The organism is Paenibacillus jamilae, from assembly GCF_050482105.1.
GTDB lineage: Bacteria > Bacillota > Bacilli > Paenibacillales > Paenibacillaceae > Paenibacillus > Paenibacillus jamilae_B.
In genome coordinates this window covers 215,253-234,541 of the sequence record NZ_JBCNHI010000010.1, presented here as the reverse complement: position 1 = coordinate 234,541, position 19,289 = coordinate 215,253, and the positions used below count along the sequence as shown (strand labels likewise).

General features: G+C 40.1%; 18 protein-coding genes. 10 read left to right on the top strand and 8 right to left on the bottom strand.

Translation table 11 applies throughout. From position 1 onward, the window contains the following. Positions 1-98: 98 nt before the first annotated feature. The 4 genes from ABEW32_RS07100 to ABEW32_RS07085 all read left to right on the top strand — a co-directional run bounded on the left by ABEW32_RS07100 (position 99) and on the right by ABEW32_RS07085 (position 3,394). Positions 99-674 (top strand): LysE family translocator, encoded by a 576-nt coding sequence (locus tag ABEW32_RS07100; protein WP_430186032.1) that lies wholly within the window; start codon positions 99-101, stop codon positions 672-674. 24 nt (positions 675-698) lie between these two features. Beyond that, a complete protein-coding gene (locus ABEW32_RS07095; protein ID WP_430186030.1) occupies positions 699-1,475 on the top strand; it encodes a helix-turn-helix domain-containing protein in 777 nt (258 codons plus the stop codon). A 562-nt stretch (positions 1,476-2,037) separates the two neighbouring features. Continuing rightward, positions 2,038-2,880, top strand: a complete 843-nt coding sequence (gene mle / locus ABEW32_RS07090; RefSeq protein ID WP_430186028.1) for an alpha/beta fold macrolide esterase — start codon at positions 2,038-2,040, stop codon at positions 2,878-2,880. A 241-nt stretch (positions 2,881-3,121) separates the two neighbouring features. Beyond that, positions 3,122-3,394, top strand: a complete 273-nt coding sequence (locus ABEW32_RS07085) for a DUF6809 family protein (protein WP_430186182.1) — start codon at positions 3,122-3,124, stop codon at positions 3,392-3,394. Positions 3,395-3,522: 128 nt separating this feature from the next. Here the strand turns inward: ABEW32_RS07085 and ABEW32_RS07080 are convergent, their stop codons facing one another. From ABEW32_RS07080 to clpP, 3 genes are all read right to left on the bottom strand, one after another. Next, complete coding sequence (locus ABEW32_RS07080; RefSeq protein WP_430186026.1) at positions 3,523-4,188, bottom strand: MBL fold metallo-hydrolase; 666 nt, start codon at positions 4,186-4,188, stop codon at positions 3,523-3,525. Positions 4,189-4,305: 117 nt separating this feature from the next. Further along, positions 4,306-4,512 carry a hypothetical protein gene (locus ABEW32_RS07075; RefSeq protein WP_430186024.1) on the bottom strand — a complete coding sequence of 69 codons (207 nt, stop codon included), beginning with the start codon at positions 4,510-4,512 and terminating at the stop codon, positions 4,306-4,308. Positions 4,513-4,583: 71 nt separating this feature from the next. Continuing rightward, positions 4,584-5,168, bottom strand: coding sequence for an ATP-dependent Clp endopeptidase proteolytic subunit ClpP (gene clpP / locus ABEW32_RS07070; protein ID WP_430186023.1), 585 nt, complete (start codon positions 5,166-5,168; stop codon positions 4,584-4,586). A gap of 199 nt (positions 5,169-5,367) precedes the next feature. Between clpP and ABEW32_RS07065 the strand changes: the two genes are divergently transcribed. Continuing rightward, positions 5,368-6,096 (top strand): RNA polymerase sigma factor, encoded by a 729-nt coding sequence (locus ABEW32_RS07065; protein ID WP_430186021.1) that lies wholly within the window; start codon positions 5,368-5,370, stop codon positions 6,094-6,096. A gap of 166 nt (positions 6,097-6,262) precedes the next feature. Here the strand turns inward: ABEW32_RS07065 and ABEW32_RS07060 are convergent, their stop codons facing one another. Beyond that, positions 6,263-6,781 carry a DUF4303 domain-containing protein gene (locus ABEW32_RS07060; RefSeq protein ID WP_430186019.1) on the bottom strand — a complete coding sequence of 173 codons (519 nt, stop codon included), beginning with the start codon at positions 6,779-6,781 and terminating at the stop codon, positions 6,263-6,265. A gap of 635 nt (positions 6,782-7,416) precedes the next feature. Between ABEW32_RS07060 and ABEW32_RS07055 the strand changes: the two genes are divergently transcribed. Together ABEW32_RS07055 and ABEW32_RS07050 are read left to right on the top strand one after the other, a co-directional pair. Continuing rightward, positions 7,417-7,686 (top strand): CD3324 family protein, encoded by a 270-nt coding sequence (locus ABEW32_RS07055; protein WP_430186017.1) that lies wholly within the window; start codon positions 7,417-7,419, stop codon positions 7,684-7,686. 383 nt (positions 7,687-8,069) lie between these two features. Beyond that, positions 8,070-9,077, top strand: a complete 1,008-nt coding sequence (locus ABEW32_RS07050; protein ID WP_430186015.1) for an alpha/beta hydrolase fold domain-containing protein — start codon at positions 8,070-8,072, stop codon at positions 9,075-9,077. Between the two features lie 452 nt (positions 9,078-9,529). Here the strand turns inward: ABEW32_RS07050 and ABEW32_RS07045 are convergent, their stop codons facing one another. Continuing rightward, positions 9,530-9,724 (bottom strand): hypothetical protein, encoded by a 195-nt coding sequence (locus tag ABEW32_RS07045; protein ID WP_430186013.1) that lies wholly within the window; start codon positions 9,722-9,724, stop codon positions 9,530-9,532. Positions 9,725-10,167: 443 nt separating this feature from the next. Between ABEW32_RS07045 and ABEW32_RS07040 the strand changes: the two genes are divergently transcribed. Both ABEW32_RS07040 and ABEW32_RS07035 read left to right on the top strand, forming a co-directional pair. Continuing rightward, entirely contained in the window at positions 10,168-12,168 is a 2,001-nt protein-coding gene (locus tag ABEW32_RS07040; RefSeq protein ID WP_430186011.1) for a methyl-accepting chemotaxis protein, read from the top strand. A gap of 149 nt (positions 12,169-12,317) precedes the next feature. Further along, positions 12,318-14,882, top strand: coding sequence for a response regulator (locus tag ABEW32_RS07035; protein WP_430186009.1), 2,565 nt, complete (start codon positions 12,318-12,320; stop codon positions 14,880-14,882). A gap of 5 nt (positions 14,883-14,887) precedes the next feature. Here ABEW32_RS07035 and ABEW32_RS07030 read toward each other — a convergent pair whose 3' ends face one another. Next, positions 14,888-15,580: a response regulator transcription factor gene (locus tag ABEW32_RS07030; RefSeq protein WP_430186007.1), complete on the bottom strand. Its 693-nt coding sequence runs from the start codon at positions 15,578-15,580 to the stop codon at positions 14,888-14,890. Between the two features lie 546 nt (positions 15,581-16,126). On the opposite strand from ABEW32_RS07030, the gene ectB reads away from it, so the two are divergent. Beyond that, a complete protein-coding gene (ectB, locus tag ABEW32_RS07025) occupies positions 16,127-17,389 on the top strand; it encodes a diaminobutyrate--2-oxoglutarate transaminase (RefSeq protein ID WP_430186005.1) in 1,263 nt (420 codons plus the stop codon). A gap of 92 nt (positions 17,390-17,481) precedes the next feature. Here the strand turns inward: ectB and ABEW32_RS07020 are convergent, their stop codons facing one another. Both ABEW32_RS07020 and ABEW32_RS07015 read right to left on the bottom strand, forming a co-directional pair. Next, on the bottom strand, positions 17,482-18,000 hold the full coding sequence (locus tag ABEW32_RS07020) for an NAD(P)H-dependent oxidoreductase (protein ID WP_430186003.1): 519 nt from the start codon (positions 17,998-18,000) through the stop codon (positions 17,482-17,484). Between the two features lie 163 nt (positions 18,001-18,163). After that, on the bottom strand, positions 18,164-19,288 hold the full coding sequence (locus ABEW32_RS07015) for a GGDEF domain-containing protein (protein ID WP_430186001.1): 1,125 nt from the start codon (positions 19,286-19,288) through the stop codon (positions 18,164-18,166). Between the last annotated feature and the right edge of the window lies 1 nt (position 19,289).

Genomic DNA, 19,289 nt, shown 5'->3' with positions numbered 1-19,289 from the left:
AAGTAACTACGAAGGATACAAATCTGCAATAATATACTATATGCCATTTCTTTTAAGATGTAATATTTCATGAGAATACGCTAAAAGGAGTTTTCCTCATGAATATTACATCTGTTTTAATTTATTGTTTTATTGCCACTTTTACACCTGGCCCTACTAACATCGTTATATTATCTACAGTGCATCAATTTGGGGCAAAAAAAGCAATGAAATATACGTATGGAGCAACTCTAGCTTTTGGTTTATTACTTGTTATTTCTGCTATATTGAATACGATGCTAATGACGATCATACCGAAAATATTAATTGTTATGCAGATCATCGGAAGTTGTTATATGATGTATCTCGCATACCAAGTTTATAAAATGGATACATCCAATTCGACTGCAAAGCAAACGGCTACCTTTATGTCAGGCTTTCTTATGCAATTTTTAAATCCAAAGGTAGTACTATTCACAATGACTGTAATTCCTAGTTTCATCATGCCCCACTATATTGCATTGCCTGCAATCATGGTAAGTATTATTGCAATAAGTCTTATTGGATTTATGGCCTTTGTGACATGGGTTCTTTTCGGTGCTATTTTCAAGGAGTTTTTGCAGAAGCATAAAAAGATTGTTAATGTAATAATGGCCTTATTTCTAGCTTATGCTGCCATAATGATATGGATGTAGGTGTAGCTAACAGGGGTGATTGAAGTGGACAAATTTATCTATAAAAAATCAGCAGGTGTTACTGCACTATCAGCAAGTCTTTCTGACTTTAAATATAAGAAGCACTCTCACCAGGAATATGCAGTAGGCGTAACATTGCGTGGTATTCAAGAGTATACCTTGGATGGAAGCTTACAATTATCCTATCAAAATGGTGTGATGCTTTTTAATCCAGAACAGGCTCATGACGGAATGGCACATAATGAGGTGGGTCTTGACTATGTCATGCTATATATTGAGCCACAATTGCTTTTAGAGATTATTGAGAAAAAGGATATCGTACGCTTTACAACTCCCATAGTGTATGATTATAGTATTGAACAAAAAATACTAAATCTTTCTAATGCAATATTTAGCGAAAAAGATGAGGCTTTGTGTAGTGAATTACTTTTATCCCTCACGGATCGTCTCTTTCAAACTAATCTTTCCACTGACGATAAGAAAGATAACGTTCTAGTTAGTAAAGCGAAGGATATGATTCATTCCAACTTAGAACATGTACTTAAACTGGAAGAGATATGTAAAGAGCTTAATTTATCCAAATTTCAATTTATCCGATTATTTAACGCTCATACTGGGATTTCACCATACCAATACTTTCTTAACTGTAAGGTCGAACGTGCAAAACAGTTAATAGAAAAAAATAAAGATATTTATTCAGCAGTAGCTGCATGTGGTTTTGTCGATTTAACTCATTTAAATAAACACTTTAAAAGCATGTATGGGACAACAGCATTTGAGTATATGTCATATCTAAAGTGAGGAGGAGGGAGTATGTTTAAACAGACTACAGAGGACTATCCTTTTTTGGAATAGTTTACTTGTGTAGTATAATATTTTTGAAGGATATTCTTTTCTGTCAATTCATTTAAACATCCAAATAGAGAGGGATTTGATCATGCTATTCATTACAAAAAAATCGATCGATAAGCTAGCAGAGCCTCATAGAGAATCTGACATGCTTATCTGCTATTCAACTCCACAAAGCTTTTCGGCTTATACAAGTCGAGCAATATTACTCCTAAATAATGATCGGATTATTATGCTTTTCCTCAATCTATTTTCCACTAAAGTAGTACAAAAAATTGAATTTGAAGTAGCTGATTTACAAGAGCAAAAATATTATTCTGGACTCCTGTCTTCTGTAATATGGTCATTTAACATCAATGGGCAGCATTGGAGGTTCAGTATAATGAGAAAAATTCTTCCGCTTGGCTCTATGCAAAGGAATTTCCTGAATTTCTTGCAACAAAATATCTTAAACTAGCGACCGAGTAGAATTCGGTGTTTTTTGTTTACATATCAGTGAGGGGAGGAATTCTATATGAACGAACTACTTATAAAAAGCGATGGAATAGAAATCTGTAGTGACAGTTTCGGGGAGCGAGGTAACCCAGCAATATTACTGATTATGGGTGCTCAATCCTCACTGATCTGGTGGGAGGAAGAATTTTGCCAGCGTTTGGCTGATACAGGTCGTTTTGTCGTTCGTTATGATAACCGAGATGTCGGTCGTTCTACAACCTACGAACCTGGTCGTCCAGACTATACTTTCGAAGATATGGCGGAAGATGCTATTCGAGTATTGGATGCTTATAAGATTGAGAAAGCACATATCGTAGGTATGTCTATGGGCGGAATGTTGACTCAGTTGATAGCTCTACGACATCCAGACAGAGTATTAACCGTGACCCTTATAGCCACGTCCAATTTTGCTCCCGATCTTCCACCGATGGAGGAAAAGGTTATGGACTACTTCTCGAATATGGAAGCAATAGATTGGACGAACGAACAATCGGTAGTCGATTTTGTGGTGGGGAGATCTAGAATCCTAGTAGGTTCAAAGTATCCTTTCGATGAAAATAAGGTTTATCAATTGGCAAAAGAAGAATGGAAAAGAAGCAACAATATGGCCAGTATGAATAATCACGCTATGCTGTCAGGTGGAGAATCCTATTTGGCGAGGACAGAGGAAATAAACGTTCCTACACTGGTTATACACGGTACTGAAGATCCGATTATCCCTTATGAACACGGAATACATCTTGCTAATGAAATTCCAGGTGCGGTTTTACTGACATTGGAAGGTGCCGGGCATGAGCTTCACTATGACGACTGGGATTTAATTATCGATTCAATTTCGAAACACACTTTGATACCAAATTAGTTTAATCAGCCGAACAATAAGATCAGATAAATTAGAATAGAAAATGCAACTATGCAAATGTCATCATGAATGTAGAGCTCTATCCTACACGGGGTAGGGCTTTTAAGGATTCCTAGTGAAATATTCGCTAAAAAATCATTAGTGACATTACATTAGGATATTCTATTTTTGGGGACAGAATGCATCTAACAATCTAAAATTTACACAAAGTCTTTATCAGAACAGAAGGGAGAAGATGATTATAAGCATCTTGGAGGATTTATATTATGGAAAATGGTATCCAAGTGAACGAATCAAACCTAAAAACCCTGAGCTTGAGCTAGTCCATCAGAAGATATCCGATTCTATGAAAGCACTAAAAGTGAGATTGTCGGAACAGGACTACGAATCAATTGAAGAATTATCCGATCTACATGATGTTTTGATTTCTATATTATCTGCATCAGATTATATTTCTGGGTACAAAGCAGGGGCTTTGACGATAATTGAAATCATTAATGGAAAAATTATTTAAATTAAGATAGATCTTAGTACTTTAATCAGCTAAAATTTGATCTATATAAAGAATGAAATCTATTTTGTAAAATAAAAAATACCACTTTGTTAAAGTTCAAACACGAGTTAACAAAGTGGTATTTAACTTTATAATTCTTTGCTAAGTCCTAATATCTGACCATGTATATCTCCATTACTTAATCCCCCGTGATAACAAACCACCGATGCAATGTCGAGATCCAGAAACTTTTTCAATGAGAGACGAGCAGCATTCATATCCGGTGTGGTCGGGACATGAATTCCTGCGAGAATCCCGTTTTCACTGTACATCGAGTCACCAGCAATGAGAATCTTACTTTGCTTTAAATAAAGGCTGATATGACCAGGGGTATGCCCAGGCGTATGAATGATTTGAATCTTTCCGCAAAACGGCAGCACCTGACCATCTATTAAGGTATTATCCACTCTGCCCTTCGGGGGATTCTCAAGGTGACTATCTTTTGAAAGAGGGAGCTCTCCTTGAATATACGGCTTATCCAGCTCATGCGCATATACTTTAATATGATTGCCACACTCCTGCAAAATCTCAGGAAGACAACCTATATGATCCACATCCTGATGCGTCAATATCACAGCTTTTAGTTGGTCAAACGATACGCCTACCTTTTCCATAGCCACGCGTAAATCTTCAATTTGTCCTGGAAATCCTGTATCTACTAACACGGTCATTTCTCGATCCCAGATCAGAATGGGGTGAATCTTATTCCCATGAAAATCTAGCTGAAGCATTACTACTCCCTTTGAGATTTCCATAATACCATGCCTCCGTAAAATGATATTTCTACCCATGCGGGTTGCCGATTCCACAAATTATGGAAAGATGGCGTAAACTTGTGGGATCGGCGATTACCTGTGCTACTATGGTAGCAATTATGGAGCGAATCCAACTCTGTGGGTTTGTCTTGCTTTAATGTCTATAGATACGGTGCGAATGGATGTAATTGGAATAACAAGCGTCTGATATTGCGTAAGGTATTTAACGAACTTGTCGTCAATCTGGTCCAATACCCCGTCGCTTGCACATGTTCCGTCAATGAAATGAATAGTTACTTCCTTGCCTTGCAAGCTTGCTAACATGATATCACCTCGTGTTTTTTTGTAGTTTCTTGATCGGAGCAGGAGAAGCATGAAGTCGTCTTATGCCTACTCTACAAAGAAGTTATCACTTGATCGATAATGCCATACTCCAGTGCTTCCTGAGCGGACATGTAAAAATCCCGATCCATATCTTTTTCAACTTTTTCCAAAGGTTGGCCGGTCCGTTCAGCTGTGATACGGTTTGCCTTTTCACGAGTTAATAAAATTCTTTTGGCGCTGATCGCAATGTCGCTGGCCTGCCCTTGTGCACCGCCATGCGGCTGATGGATCATAATCTCACTGTTCGGCAACGCCGAACGTTTCCCTTTGGCGCCCGCTAGCAAAAGAATTGCGCCGAATGAAGCAGCAAATCCCGTACATATCGTATGCACATCAGGTTTGATGTACTGCATCGTATCATAAATGGCAAATCCTGCAGAAGTAGAGCCACCTGGGCTGTTGATGTACATGTGAATTTCTTTTTCTGGATCTTCTGCCGCCAGAAACAATAATTGAGCAATAATATTGTTAGCTAATTGATCGTCGATGGCTGCTCCTACAAACACAATACGATCCTTTAACAGTCTGGAATAGATATCGTACGATCTTTCACCTTGAGCCGTTTGCTCAACAACATAAGGAACATAAATACTCATTTTGGATACCCCCATTTTCTTAGTTCAGTTGTTTTCTCCTTGTAAACGAACCGAGACCGTAAAAAGGTACGGAGTTTTTATTGGAAAAACGATTTGCGTGTATGGTGTAACTTTTACAACCCCTTGTTCGTTTACGATGGAGGTAGCAAATGGCTTTGCCTTAGCAAAGGGCAGAATATGACCGTGGAGGAGAAGGCCTATGAACATAAATGATTCTATACAGATGACAGACAATACAGTGGACATCCAGAACTTTAACGAATTACAGGCGGTCCTGAAGCGATACTGTCTGTCGCTTACGAAATCAAATTGGGATGCGGAAGAATTGGCGCAGGACACTTGGATAAAAGCATTAGGAAAATTAAACAATTTCGAACATACAAATCCCAAAGCGCTGTTGTTGAGGATTGCTAAAAACACCTGGATTGATGAGATACGGAGAAAAGCAGTCTTCACTCGAATATTGAACAAGGAAGAAGCAAAAGTAACTGTACCAGATCATGGATCTTTTGAAATCGAGATCGCGTTACAATCTTTATTGAAACATCTATCTCCGCTTCAGAGGACTGTCTTTTTGCTGCGAGATGTGCTCGCATTTTCGATTAATGAAACATCCGACATATTGGGCACAACAGAGGGAGCGGTAAAGGTTGCACTTCATCGGGCGCGAAAATCGTTAGGAGCAGTTCAGGAGGAACTTCTAAAAGGAGAATTATCCTTACCGGAAAGTGAAAAATCGAAAGCTTTTCTAAGGGTATTGACGGCTGCATATCAGATGGGGGATATTGCAACATTGGTTATGCTCTCTTATCAGGATGTAATAGAACCAGACGTGATGATCGGTATCATCAATAATAAGCTGTTTTGGAATGATCGCATCACAGCAAAACAAACGCATTTCGATACATTAAGTATGATGGCGGCGTAGTTTTCACACCAAAGAGCAACTGCAATTTTATAGACAGTGGTTGAAAGAACATGTAACCGCAAAATAAGTATCATGGGAAGTAAGGAGTTAATCTCCCTGCTTCCCATTTTAATTGGTGAAAAAAATAGGGAGAAGATGCCTGTTCGTGAGTTGCTTCAAATGACTACTATTGATAACGATACAAGAAGCCATCAACTAATTTGGCATTTGTCATCTGAATAACAGACTGATCTTCCAGTTCCTCGGCCATATCATCATCCGTCATGGACACGAAAAAAATAATATCTTCTTTGGATTGGCTGAATTGATTAAAAAGTACATCGTCTGTTTCCTTAACTACCTTGGCCATAATTTTTATCATTTCATCTTTATAGTCCAACACATTTTCGGTTGCATACAGAAGTTTGCTAATATGATTGAGGTGTGTTGTATCGCCATATTGATATTCGCTTAATCCCCATCTGTAATAATTTTCATCTTCCTTGCTGTCGCACAGGCCTTCAGCTTTCATGTTTGTGACATGTCTAACAAGTGATTCCTCCGTATTAACAGCTAGAAACAAGGTGACAAAATCGCTGTCTGTGCCAAAAGCACAAGCGTAAATCTTCTCATTCTTCACTTCTTCTAGTATGCTTTTAAGATCATCCAAAAATCCTGTTCTAAATCTTTCCTCAAATTCATTCAAAAAAATGTTCATCTGGTTCATATACTCCTTTGTGAGTTTTATGTTTGATTATATTTTACAACATTAGCTCAACTCGGTTTTATAAACTCTTACATTTGGCTCGAAAAGGTTGCTATCAGATTTCTTTCAAAGTTGGTTTAGAAATTTTGAAAAAATACACGCACGCAAGAACAGACTAGCCAAACTACACAACGACGACAAAATAATATAGTGTTATATTGTTTACTGAGGTGTTTGTTATGGATGGTAAAAAATTTGTTCTAATGCTTTTGCTTTTTTGCTTATTAGGCATCGTAGGGCTTGTTGCTTTAATTTACGGATTTATGTGGTTAGCATTCATGGATAGTGTATAAAGCTAGCTATTTATCAGCCTAATTTATAATCTCTTACTTTTGGTTGATATCATTTGCTGGTCCTAGGTGAAATGAAGTTATGCTATACTTGCGAGGTAAAGGGGGTGCCTACTGATGGAGAATCTGTTAGGATTGTCTGTGACTTCTTACACTCATGCAAAGCCAATTATTAGGAAAGCGTTACTTTGTGTGGGGCGAAACCATTTTTAACGCTGAACGAGCTTTTTTAATATACTGGCTTTGCACCTTATTTTAAACAATCAAAATAAGGGGCGAGTAAAATTGAGATATACGAATGCGAAAAAAGTTTTACCCCAAAAACTAATTACGGAAATCCAAAAATATGTTCAGGGAGAGACTCTGTATATCCCAAAGCCAAAAACGGAATATATGGATTGGGGCAGTTTGAGTGGTGGGAGAAGGCTGCTCGAACAGCGAAATGCCGCAATCCGAAATGCTTTTCAAAACAGCAGCAGTATCGAGCAATTAGCCAAGGAGTTTTTCCTCTCTACCGAAACTATTAAGAAAATTGTGTATTCACATAAAAAGTAGGCTGGCATGCTTAGGACGTGACCGGATGATGGCGGTGTAACCAATCCGGTCACGTCTTTTTGTTTGAGAAAAGATTTGATTCCACCGCAATAGCAACAACTATCGTTTACCAAATTGGTGGTTATTGTTTCAACTTCGCGTTATCTCCCACATCCAGATTCTAAGAAATTCTGCTCGTTCTCCTCGTAATTCAACAGATCATTTCTATTTCAAAGGCTGTACCTCATTTTTTCATGAACGTTTTTATGCCAAAAATGATTCTAAATCGTTGTTTTCATTTATAAAGTTTATTTTAATCTTTAAAATATGAATATAACGCCAGCAACAATAGAGATTTAGATTAGAACTGTTTGTAATAATTGAAGGAAATATGAATCGATTCATTGTCTTTAAAACAAGAAAGTGGGGAAACGATTATTATGAGGGAGCAGAAAAGTAGAAGCAGACATCTGATTGATCCCGAAATTATCCGTGCAGTAGATTTAATACCAACAATCGATCTTACTGAATCTACACTAATGGAATCACGTAAAAGTCAATCTCAAATGATGCAACAAATGGATGTAACGCAGATGTTCCCTGTTACATTAGAAAAAAAGGGAGTGCCAAGTTATTTTAGTGGCCCGGATATTCAAATAGAAATCATTAAGCCCATACAAACAAAGCATCATAAGATGCCTCTATATTATTCGATACACGGGGGCGGGATGGTCTTAGGAAACCCAGTCGTGGATCGCCCTGCAAATGCATCTCTTGCTGCAAAACATGGTTTCTGTTGTGTATCTGTGTACTATCGCCTAGCCCCAGAGCACGTACAGCCAAGTCAGTTACAGGATTGTTATTCGGGTCTAAAATGGTGCATTGAACATGCGGAAGAGTTAGGGATAGATATTCAAAAGGTTGCTGTTGGAGGCAGCAGTGCTGGTGGTGGTTTGGCGGCTGGCTTAGCTTTATATATTCGTGATCAGAAAGAGTTCGAAATCCATCATCTAAGGTTAATGAGGCCCATGCTAGATGATCGAACAAGTATCGCACCAGAGCATCCATACGCAGGAGAGTTTATTTGGACAAAACAAAGTAATTACTTTGGCTGGAAATCTGTATTAGGGGATGAACCGGGTCAGGAGGAGGTAAGTGAGTATTATGTGCCGGCTCGTGCCAAGTCATTGGTTGGGTTACCACCAACTTATCTAAATATAGGTACCGTTGATTTATTCATTGATGAAGCCTTGCTTTTTGCAAAACAATTGGTCTTTGATGGTGTCTTAGTGGAATTGCATGTTTATCCCGGATACCATCATATGTCTCCCGCGTTTCCAGACGCGCATTTTTCAAAAGAAGGGGCCAGAACAAGTGAATACGCCCTACTGAAAGCACTAGAGATAGTGTGATATAGATTCTATTGAGTATAATGCTAAAAGCTAATAAGCTATGATTGCAGTAAATAAAGCGCTGTTGGATAATATATCCATCAGTGCTTTTTCATACCTGCTTATGAGCTGAATAAACAATTTTATGATAACTTTAAATCGTGAAGAAGCAAGAAATTTAAAGAAGCCCCAAAATTGAACGAGTTGCAAAAGTGGTTGATTAAAGAGTGATGAAGTGAGTATGGGATTATTGTAGTTGGAGACACAATCAATGTAATAAGGCAACGTAAGCTGTTAAGAGTAGAAAGAGTTGTTTAATAGGCTTTATAGGGAAATGGTTTAATTTGAAATTAGAGTAGACGTAAGGATTACATGCTATATGACCGTACCCTAACGTTTGAAGTAAATGAATACTTTTAATAAACTAAAAATCTCTGCTAACCTAAAATGGTCGGCAGAGATTTTTAATATTATCACTTCATGGAACTTTTTCGGCGGTACTCTCTATATATCTCCGTGAGTCCCAAGACTTCTTCCATCGTCAGGTTATTACGAAGGTGATTCAGCGCTTCGGCAACATACAATGCTACCACTATCTGCTTTTGTTCTTCAGTTCGTGGCCGTTCCTCTTGTAATTTATCTTGTATGTTCCTGCGATGTATTTCCATAGATTTTTCTAACTCCATGACTTTTTACACCCCTAATCTAACAATTTCCCGATCAGTTTAAACACATCAAACGTTGTCCGATTGTACACCTTATTGTAAGCCGCCTTACTTGGGTTATGCCACCTTCAAGGGGATTATTTTATGTAAAGAGGTAGGTATAGTGTGGTGAAACTAACATTTTCTTAACATCTACATTGCATTTTTTTTAATAATTTTTAGGTATATTATATCAAAGAACCGGTTCCGTTCAGCCTTGTGGCATTCAAAAATAAGTACATATACCTATTCAACTAGCGTGTTTATATCTTTTTATATCCAAGCACTTCAGCAAGAGTTGTGGAAATACGTGAAAGAGAATCTGTCGGGTGACTGTCATCCTCGACATGACGAAGCGGTTCACCATAGGTTACGAAATTCAGACGATGAAATGGAGATGTTTAGTAATGAAGAAGTTCTCAGGCGAAAAATGGAAGGTGACAAGGATAATCAGCAAAAATTTTAAAACAAAGCTCATGGTGGCCTTTATTGCATTTCTGATCATACCATCCATGATCGTGGGGGCTCTATCGTTTGAGAGCGCTAGTCAGCAGATTCGAAACCAGATCGAAGAAAGTGCCGAGCAGGCTATAATTCGTACTAATTTTATTATTAATAGTACTATTGAACCCAAGCTACATGATGCTGAATATTTTGCAGAAAGGCTAAAAGGCAATCGGATCGAGACGGAGGAACAAGCGGCTAAACTGGAAGAGCTGTTTAAGCAATATGCTGCACTTCATCCAGAAGCAGAATCCATCTATTATGGTACGAAAGATGCTAAAATTACAACTTATCCACAAAAGCATTTACCAGATAATTACGATCCACGTATCAGACCCTGGTACGAGGAAGCGATAAAGGAAGATACAAAGACAGCGATTAGTTCACCTTATCTTTCGGCAGACTCAAAGCAGATGACTGTTACGGTGTCGAGAGCAACGACAGATGGCTCAGGTGTTATTGGCATTGACCTGAAAATTAGTGGTATTAAAGATACATTGAACAATATTAAAGTAGGTCATGAGGGTTATGCTATATTGCTGGATAGCAACCATACTTACATTGTTCATCCGACGAAGACTGCAGGCACCAAAATTACAGATATTGAATCACGCATGTTTCAAAGCGACACCGGTGAATACGAATATGAGTATGAAGGTCAGCCCAAGTATATGAACTATGCGACCAATAAGCTGACAGGCTGGAAGATAGGCGGAACGCTATATCTGTCTGAAGTCGATGAAGCAGCTCGGCCGATTTTGCTCAGCACTTTGCTTACGATTGTCGGTTGTCTTGTGGTTGGTGTTATCATCGTTTATTTCCTGATCCGTTCCATCATCAAACCGATTGTAAAGCTTAAAGAACAGGCGGTAAATGTGAGTGCCGGGGATCTGACACAGGACATTCAAGTCAAGAGCAAGGACGAGATAGGAGAATTAGGAGCGGCTTTTCAGAATATGCAGCACAACTTGCGATCTGTTATTCAGAACGTGGGAAACAGTGCAGATCACGTGGCCCTTTCTTCGAATGAGCTGACAACAAGCGCGGAACAAACCAGCGCTGCAAGTGAACAGGTGTCCCAGGCTGTGCAAGAAATTGCTAGCGGGGCAGAGAAGCAGACTACGGGGCTGGAAAATAATTCGGTGGCACTGGATGAAATTGCTCAAGGAGTCACACGAATTGCTGAACGCTCGACTACAGTAGCGGATTTGGTCAGACGATCTGCCTTACAAGCTGAGGAAGGGCGGAGATCTGTGGAGCAGACAGGCGAGCAGATGAATTCCATTCATCAGTCAGTAGAGCGCTCCAACCGGATGATTCAAACCTTGCAAACCCGCTCTCTTGAAATTGGCGAAATTACGAAGGTTATTGGCGATATCTCCAATCAGACGAACCTACTGGCCTTGAATGCAGCCATTGAGGCAGCCAGAGCAGGTGATCATGGTAAAGGCTTTGCCGTCGTTGCGGATGAGGTGCGCAAGCTGGCAGAGCAGTCTCAGGCATCTGCCACCCAGATTGCCAACTTGATTGACGAAATTCAACATGAAACCGAAACTACGGTAGAGACGATGGATAGGGTTACGACAGAGGTCAAGGACGGATTGCAAATTTCCAATGCAACCATTACGAAGCTGAATCATGCGATGGAAGGCATTCGGGAGACTACGCCTCAGATCGAGGAGGTTGCCTCGATTGCCCAGCAAATATCAGCCAGTGTACAAGAGATTGCAGCGACAGCCAATGAGTTGGCAACGATTGCAACCGGTAATGCTGCTACATCTGAGGAAGTGGCAGCCTCATCAGAAGAACAATTGGCATCCATGGAGGAAATTTCAGCTTCTGCTCAGTTGCTTTCCAATATGGCTGCTGATTTGAAGGCGATGATAAGTCGTTTCAAATATTAAAACGAGCTTGAACCTGATGAGATCTATAGTACAATGAATGCTCGGGACAGTTCTTTAAGCCTAATGGCATAAGGAATCTGTCCTGAGTTTTTTTATATTTCCGATACAGCTTCTCGCAACGTATGGGAGATTACAAGGAGGACGAACACTTGGTTCGAGATTTGTTGTTATATACGATCGTAATATTATTGTTAGTTTTGATTTTTCAGCGTCAGCTCATTCGTCAGGCAATCACGGGTGTGTTTTATGGACTGGCAGGAATTCTGTTCTTATATTTTGGCATAAGTGATGCAACATTGCTGACCTGTCTGATGGAAATAGGGATGGGTCTATTGTTCATGACTCTGTTTGGGGAAGCTCTAATCCCCACCAGGTATACAAATGGACAGCGTTCGATTGACAAAAATCATGATCTGCTAACTTTACTTCGAGTTCAACCTGGCTTTACCTTCAGGCTGGAGAAAAGGGGGGATGAATTTTATTATATACTGCTTGATGGTGAATTGCTGGAGCGCATGGGTCTGAATCTGCAAGTCAATTTCAATAAATGGGAGCATGTGAAGCGTATTGGGGATATCTTGGAGCTTTCCTCTGAAACACTGGAGCAGCTTACTGAATATTACAAACAGGCTTGGTTCGGAGATCGGACGGTATTTGAATTGGAGTTTTGGGAGTACTCAGCTTTAATTACCTTACATCCTGTCAGGGAGGACGGGTTCACCAGATATGTCATCGGTCATGTATTGGATATTACGGAGTATAAAGCTTCCGAGCAGAAAAGAAAGGAGATGAGCGAATCTAACCATACGAAAAGTATTTTTCTAGCTCATATGAGCCACGAAATTCGGACACCACTGAATGGCATTATTGGCCTCTCAAAGCTGTTGAGTAAGACTCAACTGACTGACGTTCAAAATGATTATCTTCACAAGCTGCTCGCCTCCTCGCGTACTCTTTTGTCCATGCTCAATAATGTCTTGGATTTTTCTAAAATGGAGGCCCATAGGCTAGAGCTGGAAAAGGTGGAATTTGAGCTGGAAAACATGCTTCAGAATCTCGCAGATACCGTTGGGATTTTACTGGAACATAAAAAAGTAGAGATTGTTTTCTTAACGGACCCGAAATTACCGAAAAGGTTCAAGGGAGATCCGCTTCGAATAGAACAGGTGCTTTTAAATCTTCTGACCAACGCCATTAAGTTCACGGATCAGGGGCATGTAATGTTACAGGTAAAAATGGTAGGCCAGCAGGACGGACGAGTGAGTATCTCTTTTATGGTAGAAGATACGGGTATAGGTATTTCCAAAACAGGAATGGACAAGCTATTCGTTCCGTTTACCCAAGTGAGTACATCAACCCATAGATTTGGGGGTTCTGGACTGGGTTTGGCTATTAGCAAGCAGTTGGCTGAAGCTATGGGTGGTAGCGTAGAAGTGAAGAGCTGTTTAGGAGAGTACAGTCAATTTTACTTTAATGTGGAGTTGGATATAGGAGATTTGAATGAGAGGAGCACACAGCTGGAAAAACCAATCAACGGTAAAGCCTTAATCGTTGCACAGCATGAACTGGTGAGCCAGAGCCTGAACGAACTACTGCAAGATTTGGGACTACAGACGCTCATCGTTTCATCCTTTCAGGAATATGCAGATGTTACTCAAAAGGGTGAGTATTTTGATTTTGTAATGATTGATATGGGGATGGAAGGCTTGAAAGAACTTGAATCATGGAGACGTTGGCTTCATATACCGGATAAGCAAATGACCAAGGTCATTGGACTTACAACGGTATTCCAGTTGGAAACAGTAGCCGCTGAAGCCATAGAGCATGGGGTGAATGCTTTTTTGTCTAAGCCTGTAACTCGGAATGCTCTTCTGGAGGTGCTCCGCTTGAGAGCCGAGCAGGGAAAATCAGTGTCTGTAGATAATGCTAGTCTGGAAGCTGCTGTAACAATGAATTTCCAATATGAAGTGGGGATCTCAACACAAAAGCATCATATCCTGATAGCTGAGGATAACGAGATTAACCAGATAGTGATAACCGAGTTTTTGGCAGAGCGCGGTTTCGAGGTAACAATCGTCACAAATGGAAAAGAACTAGTCGAATTGCTGGAGCGGAGCTCATGGGATATGGTGCTGCTTGATCTGCATATGCCGGAAATGGATGGGTTCGAGACGGCCAGACATATTCGGAGAAACAGAGCTTTTAACAGACTCCCGATTATTGCTTTTACCGCGGATGCTGTGCAGCCTGATCAGGAAGTTTGTCTTCGGGCAGGCATTAATGACGTGCTGCTCAAGCCTGTACACGAATTGACTGCAACAAGAATGTTAAATAGCTGGATCAATCTAGCATGGCTGCAAGAATTACATGGTATTCACGCGGAGCAGGCGATAGCCGGTATGGATGGCAAGGTATATATTTTTCAATTTGCCCTACATAAATGGATACAAGAATACCAGTATCTTGATAAGAGAATTGTGAGAAAAATGGACAACGGGCAGCTGTCTTCAGCTCTTCGATTAATTCACTCACTGAAGGGAGGGACGGGGAACCTCTGTGCGACTGAACTGGTGGCAAAGGTGATCGAGCTGGAGAAAGCACTGAAGCGCAGTCATGAAACCTCAGTGGGAGAACTGTACCCAGACTGGAGAGAGCAATTGAGTACGGTTCAAAAGGAGATTAATCACATTAAATCATCTATTCCCTGGATCTAACTTCGTTATTGCATAAATCTGTAGCCGATTCCCCAAATGGTCTTAATCAATTGTGGTTTCTTGGGGTCTTTTTCGATCTTTCTACGTAAGTGGTTAATATGTACGTCCACTGCCCTCTCATTAATAAAGGAGTCTGTGCCACGGAGAGCCTGAATCAAGGCATATCTACTAAATACAATTCCTCGGTTTGAATAAAAAAGCTTCATTAGCTCAAATTCCGAATAGGTCATCTCTACCATCTGGCCATTAACGATAACTATTCTTCTCGCCAGATCCAAAGTAATGCCGTTTTCCGGTTCAGCTTCAGATGAAATGTTTCTTCCTTGCAAGCGAGAGATGTTAATTCGACGGAAAAGAGCCTCGATCCGTGCTTTGAGTTCCTGCATACTGAAAGGCTTGCAAATATAATCATCTGCTCCCAACGTAAGTGTACGAATGCGCTCTGAAATGTTGTTTTCTGTAGAAATCACAATGATTGGCATGTCCGTATGCTTGCGTATCAGTGGGCAGGGATTTACGCCATCCAAATCTGGAAGCAACAGATCTAGCAAAATAATATCGGGCTGTATCTTATCGAGTAGGGCAATCCCCTCAGTTGCTTGTTCTACTCGAGTAACGTTGTAGCCTTCCCCTGTTAAATATAAGGAGAGCGTGTCACCCAGCATATTATCATCTTCAATAATCAAAACATTAGACATGATGTGTTTCCTTATCTCTTTTTAAATTTAGCAAGTTCTTTTGATAGAGTAAACTCCTTTGGTCAGTCTGTCAAAAGCTCAGCTTTATTATGGAAATTCAGTAGCCAGCTAGTTTTGATATATATCTATTTGATATGAAAATGTACTTTTATTGAGGTTAATTACTATAATACGACATTTTTCATATCTATTTAACAATATACTGCAAGGACATAACCTTAAATTACAAAAAATTAACAAAAGATCTCAGAAACATGCATTGACTTTAAAGAAAATTATGGTATTTTATTACATAGGAGTTGACATCCTCTGACAGACCCCTTAGAAAACCCCACTATTTGATCTTCTATTCATCTACTTTCAATGTGCTGTTTCTTTAATTCTTTTGTACTCTATATGTTCTTGTGATCGTACTCATGATTTTGTAGTGTGGATACCCCATTGTGAATTCAGACTGTCTGCTCATTTTAGATTACATATTTACACTTTTTTTGCTTTCCATGCTTGTATTTTTTAAAAATCAGGTCAGCGGGAGGACGAATTATTATGAATACTTTCGAAACACTGGAGTCCAATGTAAGATCTTATTGCAGAAGTTTTCCAGTTGTTTTCAACAAGGCAAAAAACGATGTTTTGTACACAGAGGCAGGAGAGGGCTATATTGACTTTTTTGCCGGGGCAGGGGCTCTAAACTACGGGCATAATAACGACTTTATGAAAAACCGGTTATTGGATTATTTAACCTCTGATCGGATCATGCATGGTTTGGATATGTACACCACGGCCAAGCAAGAGTTTATAGAGTCTTTTTCCGAGCGTATTCTCCAGCCTAAGGGCTTGAATTATAAGCTACAATTTTGCGGCCCGACGGGAACCAATGCGGTGGAAGCAGCACTGAAACTTGCGCGTAAAGTGAAAAAAAGAAATGGTATTTTTGCTTTTATGGGTGCGTTTCACGGTATGTCGCTGGGTAGTTTATCGATTACCAGCAACAACTCCATGCGAGAGAGCGCAGGAGTCCCATTGAATAATGTTACCTTTATACCTTATAACAGCACGTTTAACGGAATGGATACCATTTTGTACATGGAACAGCTTTTAACAGATACACATTCTGGTGTGGAAAAACCTGCTGCGATTATTTTGGAAACAGTACAGGCAGAGGGCGGTATTAATATCGCAGATAACGAATGGCTGCGTGATTTGCGACAATTGTGCGATGATCATGATATTTTGCTCATTGTTGACGACATTCAGGTCGGTTGCGGCCGAGTTGGTTCGTTCTTCTCGTTTGAGCGAGCAGGAATTGTTCCTGATATGGTCGTCTTGTCCAAGTCAATCAGTGGATACGGTCTGCCAATGTCTTTGTTGCTGCTTAAGCCAGAACTGGATATTTGGAGTCCAGGTGAGCACAACGGCACCTTCCGTGGAAATCAGCTGGCGTTTGTCGGAGCAAAGGCAGCGCTGGAGTTCAGAGATACGGTAGGGCTGGAAGCACAAGTGAAGGAAAAAGAGGCTTTTGTTCAGCAGTTCTTGCGTGAACATATCCAAACAATGGATCCGCTCATTGAAATTCGCGGCTTGGGACTGATCTGGGGAATTGATGTGACCCATTTGGGAGAAGCTTTCGCCAAGGAGGTTGCAACTCTTTGCTTTAGTAAGGGACTTATTATTGAGCGAGCTGGGCGTAACGATACGGTACTTAAAATTATGCCAGCGTTAACGATAAGTATGGAGAACTTGAGCAAGGGCTGCAACATTATTAAAGAAAGCATGGCTCAGGTAACGAGTAACTTGGTTACGCTGTAAATCTAATTCTATCAGCAAAACCCCTTGGTTGGAGCCAGCGTCTGCTGTAAGTCAAGCAGGTGTGTGCCCTTCCAAGGGGTATTTTGTGTAAATTAAGAAATAACCGCCTGCACGTATTTTTGTGCAGATTGCTCCAACTGCTCATCTGTCAAAGCTCCGGCACCATACTGCACGAAATAAGGGAGCAATTTGACACCAATCATAAGGCTTGTAGATTCAAAAGGTCTCAACAGTTCTTCGATTGTATATCTGTTTCGTCCGTCACGTTGATAGTTTTCCTCTACGCTGGCAGCAGACAAGGCGATCAACAACTCTTTGCCCTGTAGCTTGTCACCTTCGCTACCATAAGCCCAGCCGTAGGTTAAAACCTTATCCAGCCATTTTTTTAGCAGGGGAGGACTGCTATACCAGTAAAAAGGGAATTGCAGAACAATACGATCATGCTGCTCTAGCAGTTTCTGCTCATTGGCAACGTTGATTTGCTCATCCGGATATACTTCATACAGGTTGTGCACGGTCACACTGGATTGCTTCTTGAGTTCCTGCATCCATCTTTTGTTAATGCGAGATTCTGCAAGATCAGGGTGAACAACAATAACGAGTGTTGACATGTAAAGCCATCTCCTTAAAACTTATTTTTTGTAAGTTAATAACCGTTCCGCGTGTAACCATTTTAGTTTCAAGCTATAGAATTGTCAACTCTTCTCTATTTTTATGTTCTACATACAAAAAACTCCGACAATCTATGCCGGAGTTACATTAAGTACATTCACATTAAGCGATATGGTTCAGAGCAACAATTTTATTTTTACCGGAGCGCTTGGCTTGATACAAGTAGTCGTCTGTCTCCTGGAAAAATACATCTTTGTCTTTATTCATATCTTCGGTATAGCTTTTTAATCCAATGCTTACGGTTACAGAAACGATTTGCATTTTCTCCTGAAAGGTCATCTTCTCCACTTCACGCCTTATATTCTCCACAATCTGATAGGCTTCCTCAAATGTATGCTCGAACATTAAAATAGCGAACTCCTCACCGCCATAGCGGGCCGGAATATCATTGGCAGTAATCTGCTCTGTAATAATTTGCGAGATACCTTCCAAAATTTTATCTCCAAACTGATGCCCGTAAGTGTCATTGATCTTCTTGAAATTATCAATATCCACTAACGCCAGATGGATGACCGCGCCTTGTTCAGCATATTCCAGTGCCTTTTCATAAAAGTTTTGAAAGGACAAATGATTGTACAGCTTCGTCAAACCATCGGTCATGGACATTTTGCTGATAATCGCGTTACTGATCATTAATTCTTGCTGAGCGCGCTTTGTTTTGTATAAATCCACTAACAAATCGCGGCCGCTGGCCTGAATAATGAGGGCAATAAAGGTGGACATAATCAAAAATGTTGGAATCGCCACGATATCAAATTGTGACAAATAGCTGCGGAATGATTCATCTATTGTTAGCAACAAAAAAAAGACGATCACTTGCAATACAAAAGAAAGCCATATCAAGCGACGATTGAAGAACAGGATTGAAGAGAAAATAGGCAACAAGCATAGGGCTGGAATAATCCGGATGTCATAGTTTAGGCGAATAATCATCCAACAAATGACAGTGCTTGCCATAAACAGAATCACAAAAGAAAACCTGTTAAATTTAAAATGTGCCAGTTCTGCAAGTAAGTTGGATCCACTCATGATTAGCGTGGGGACAATAAGAGTTCCAACGAAAAATTCATAAGGCGAAGCGGAATAATCAAGGAATAAGTAGCTGCCCAGCTGGACAACAAAATGTACAGCTATAATCGTCCAGTAAAGTAATAACATTTTGCGTACCCAGCGGGCTTGCTTTGTTTTGTAATCCATAGTTTGAGTAAGCCGTTTTGTCTTGTTCATG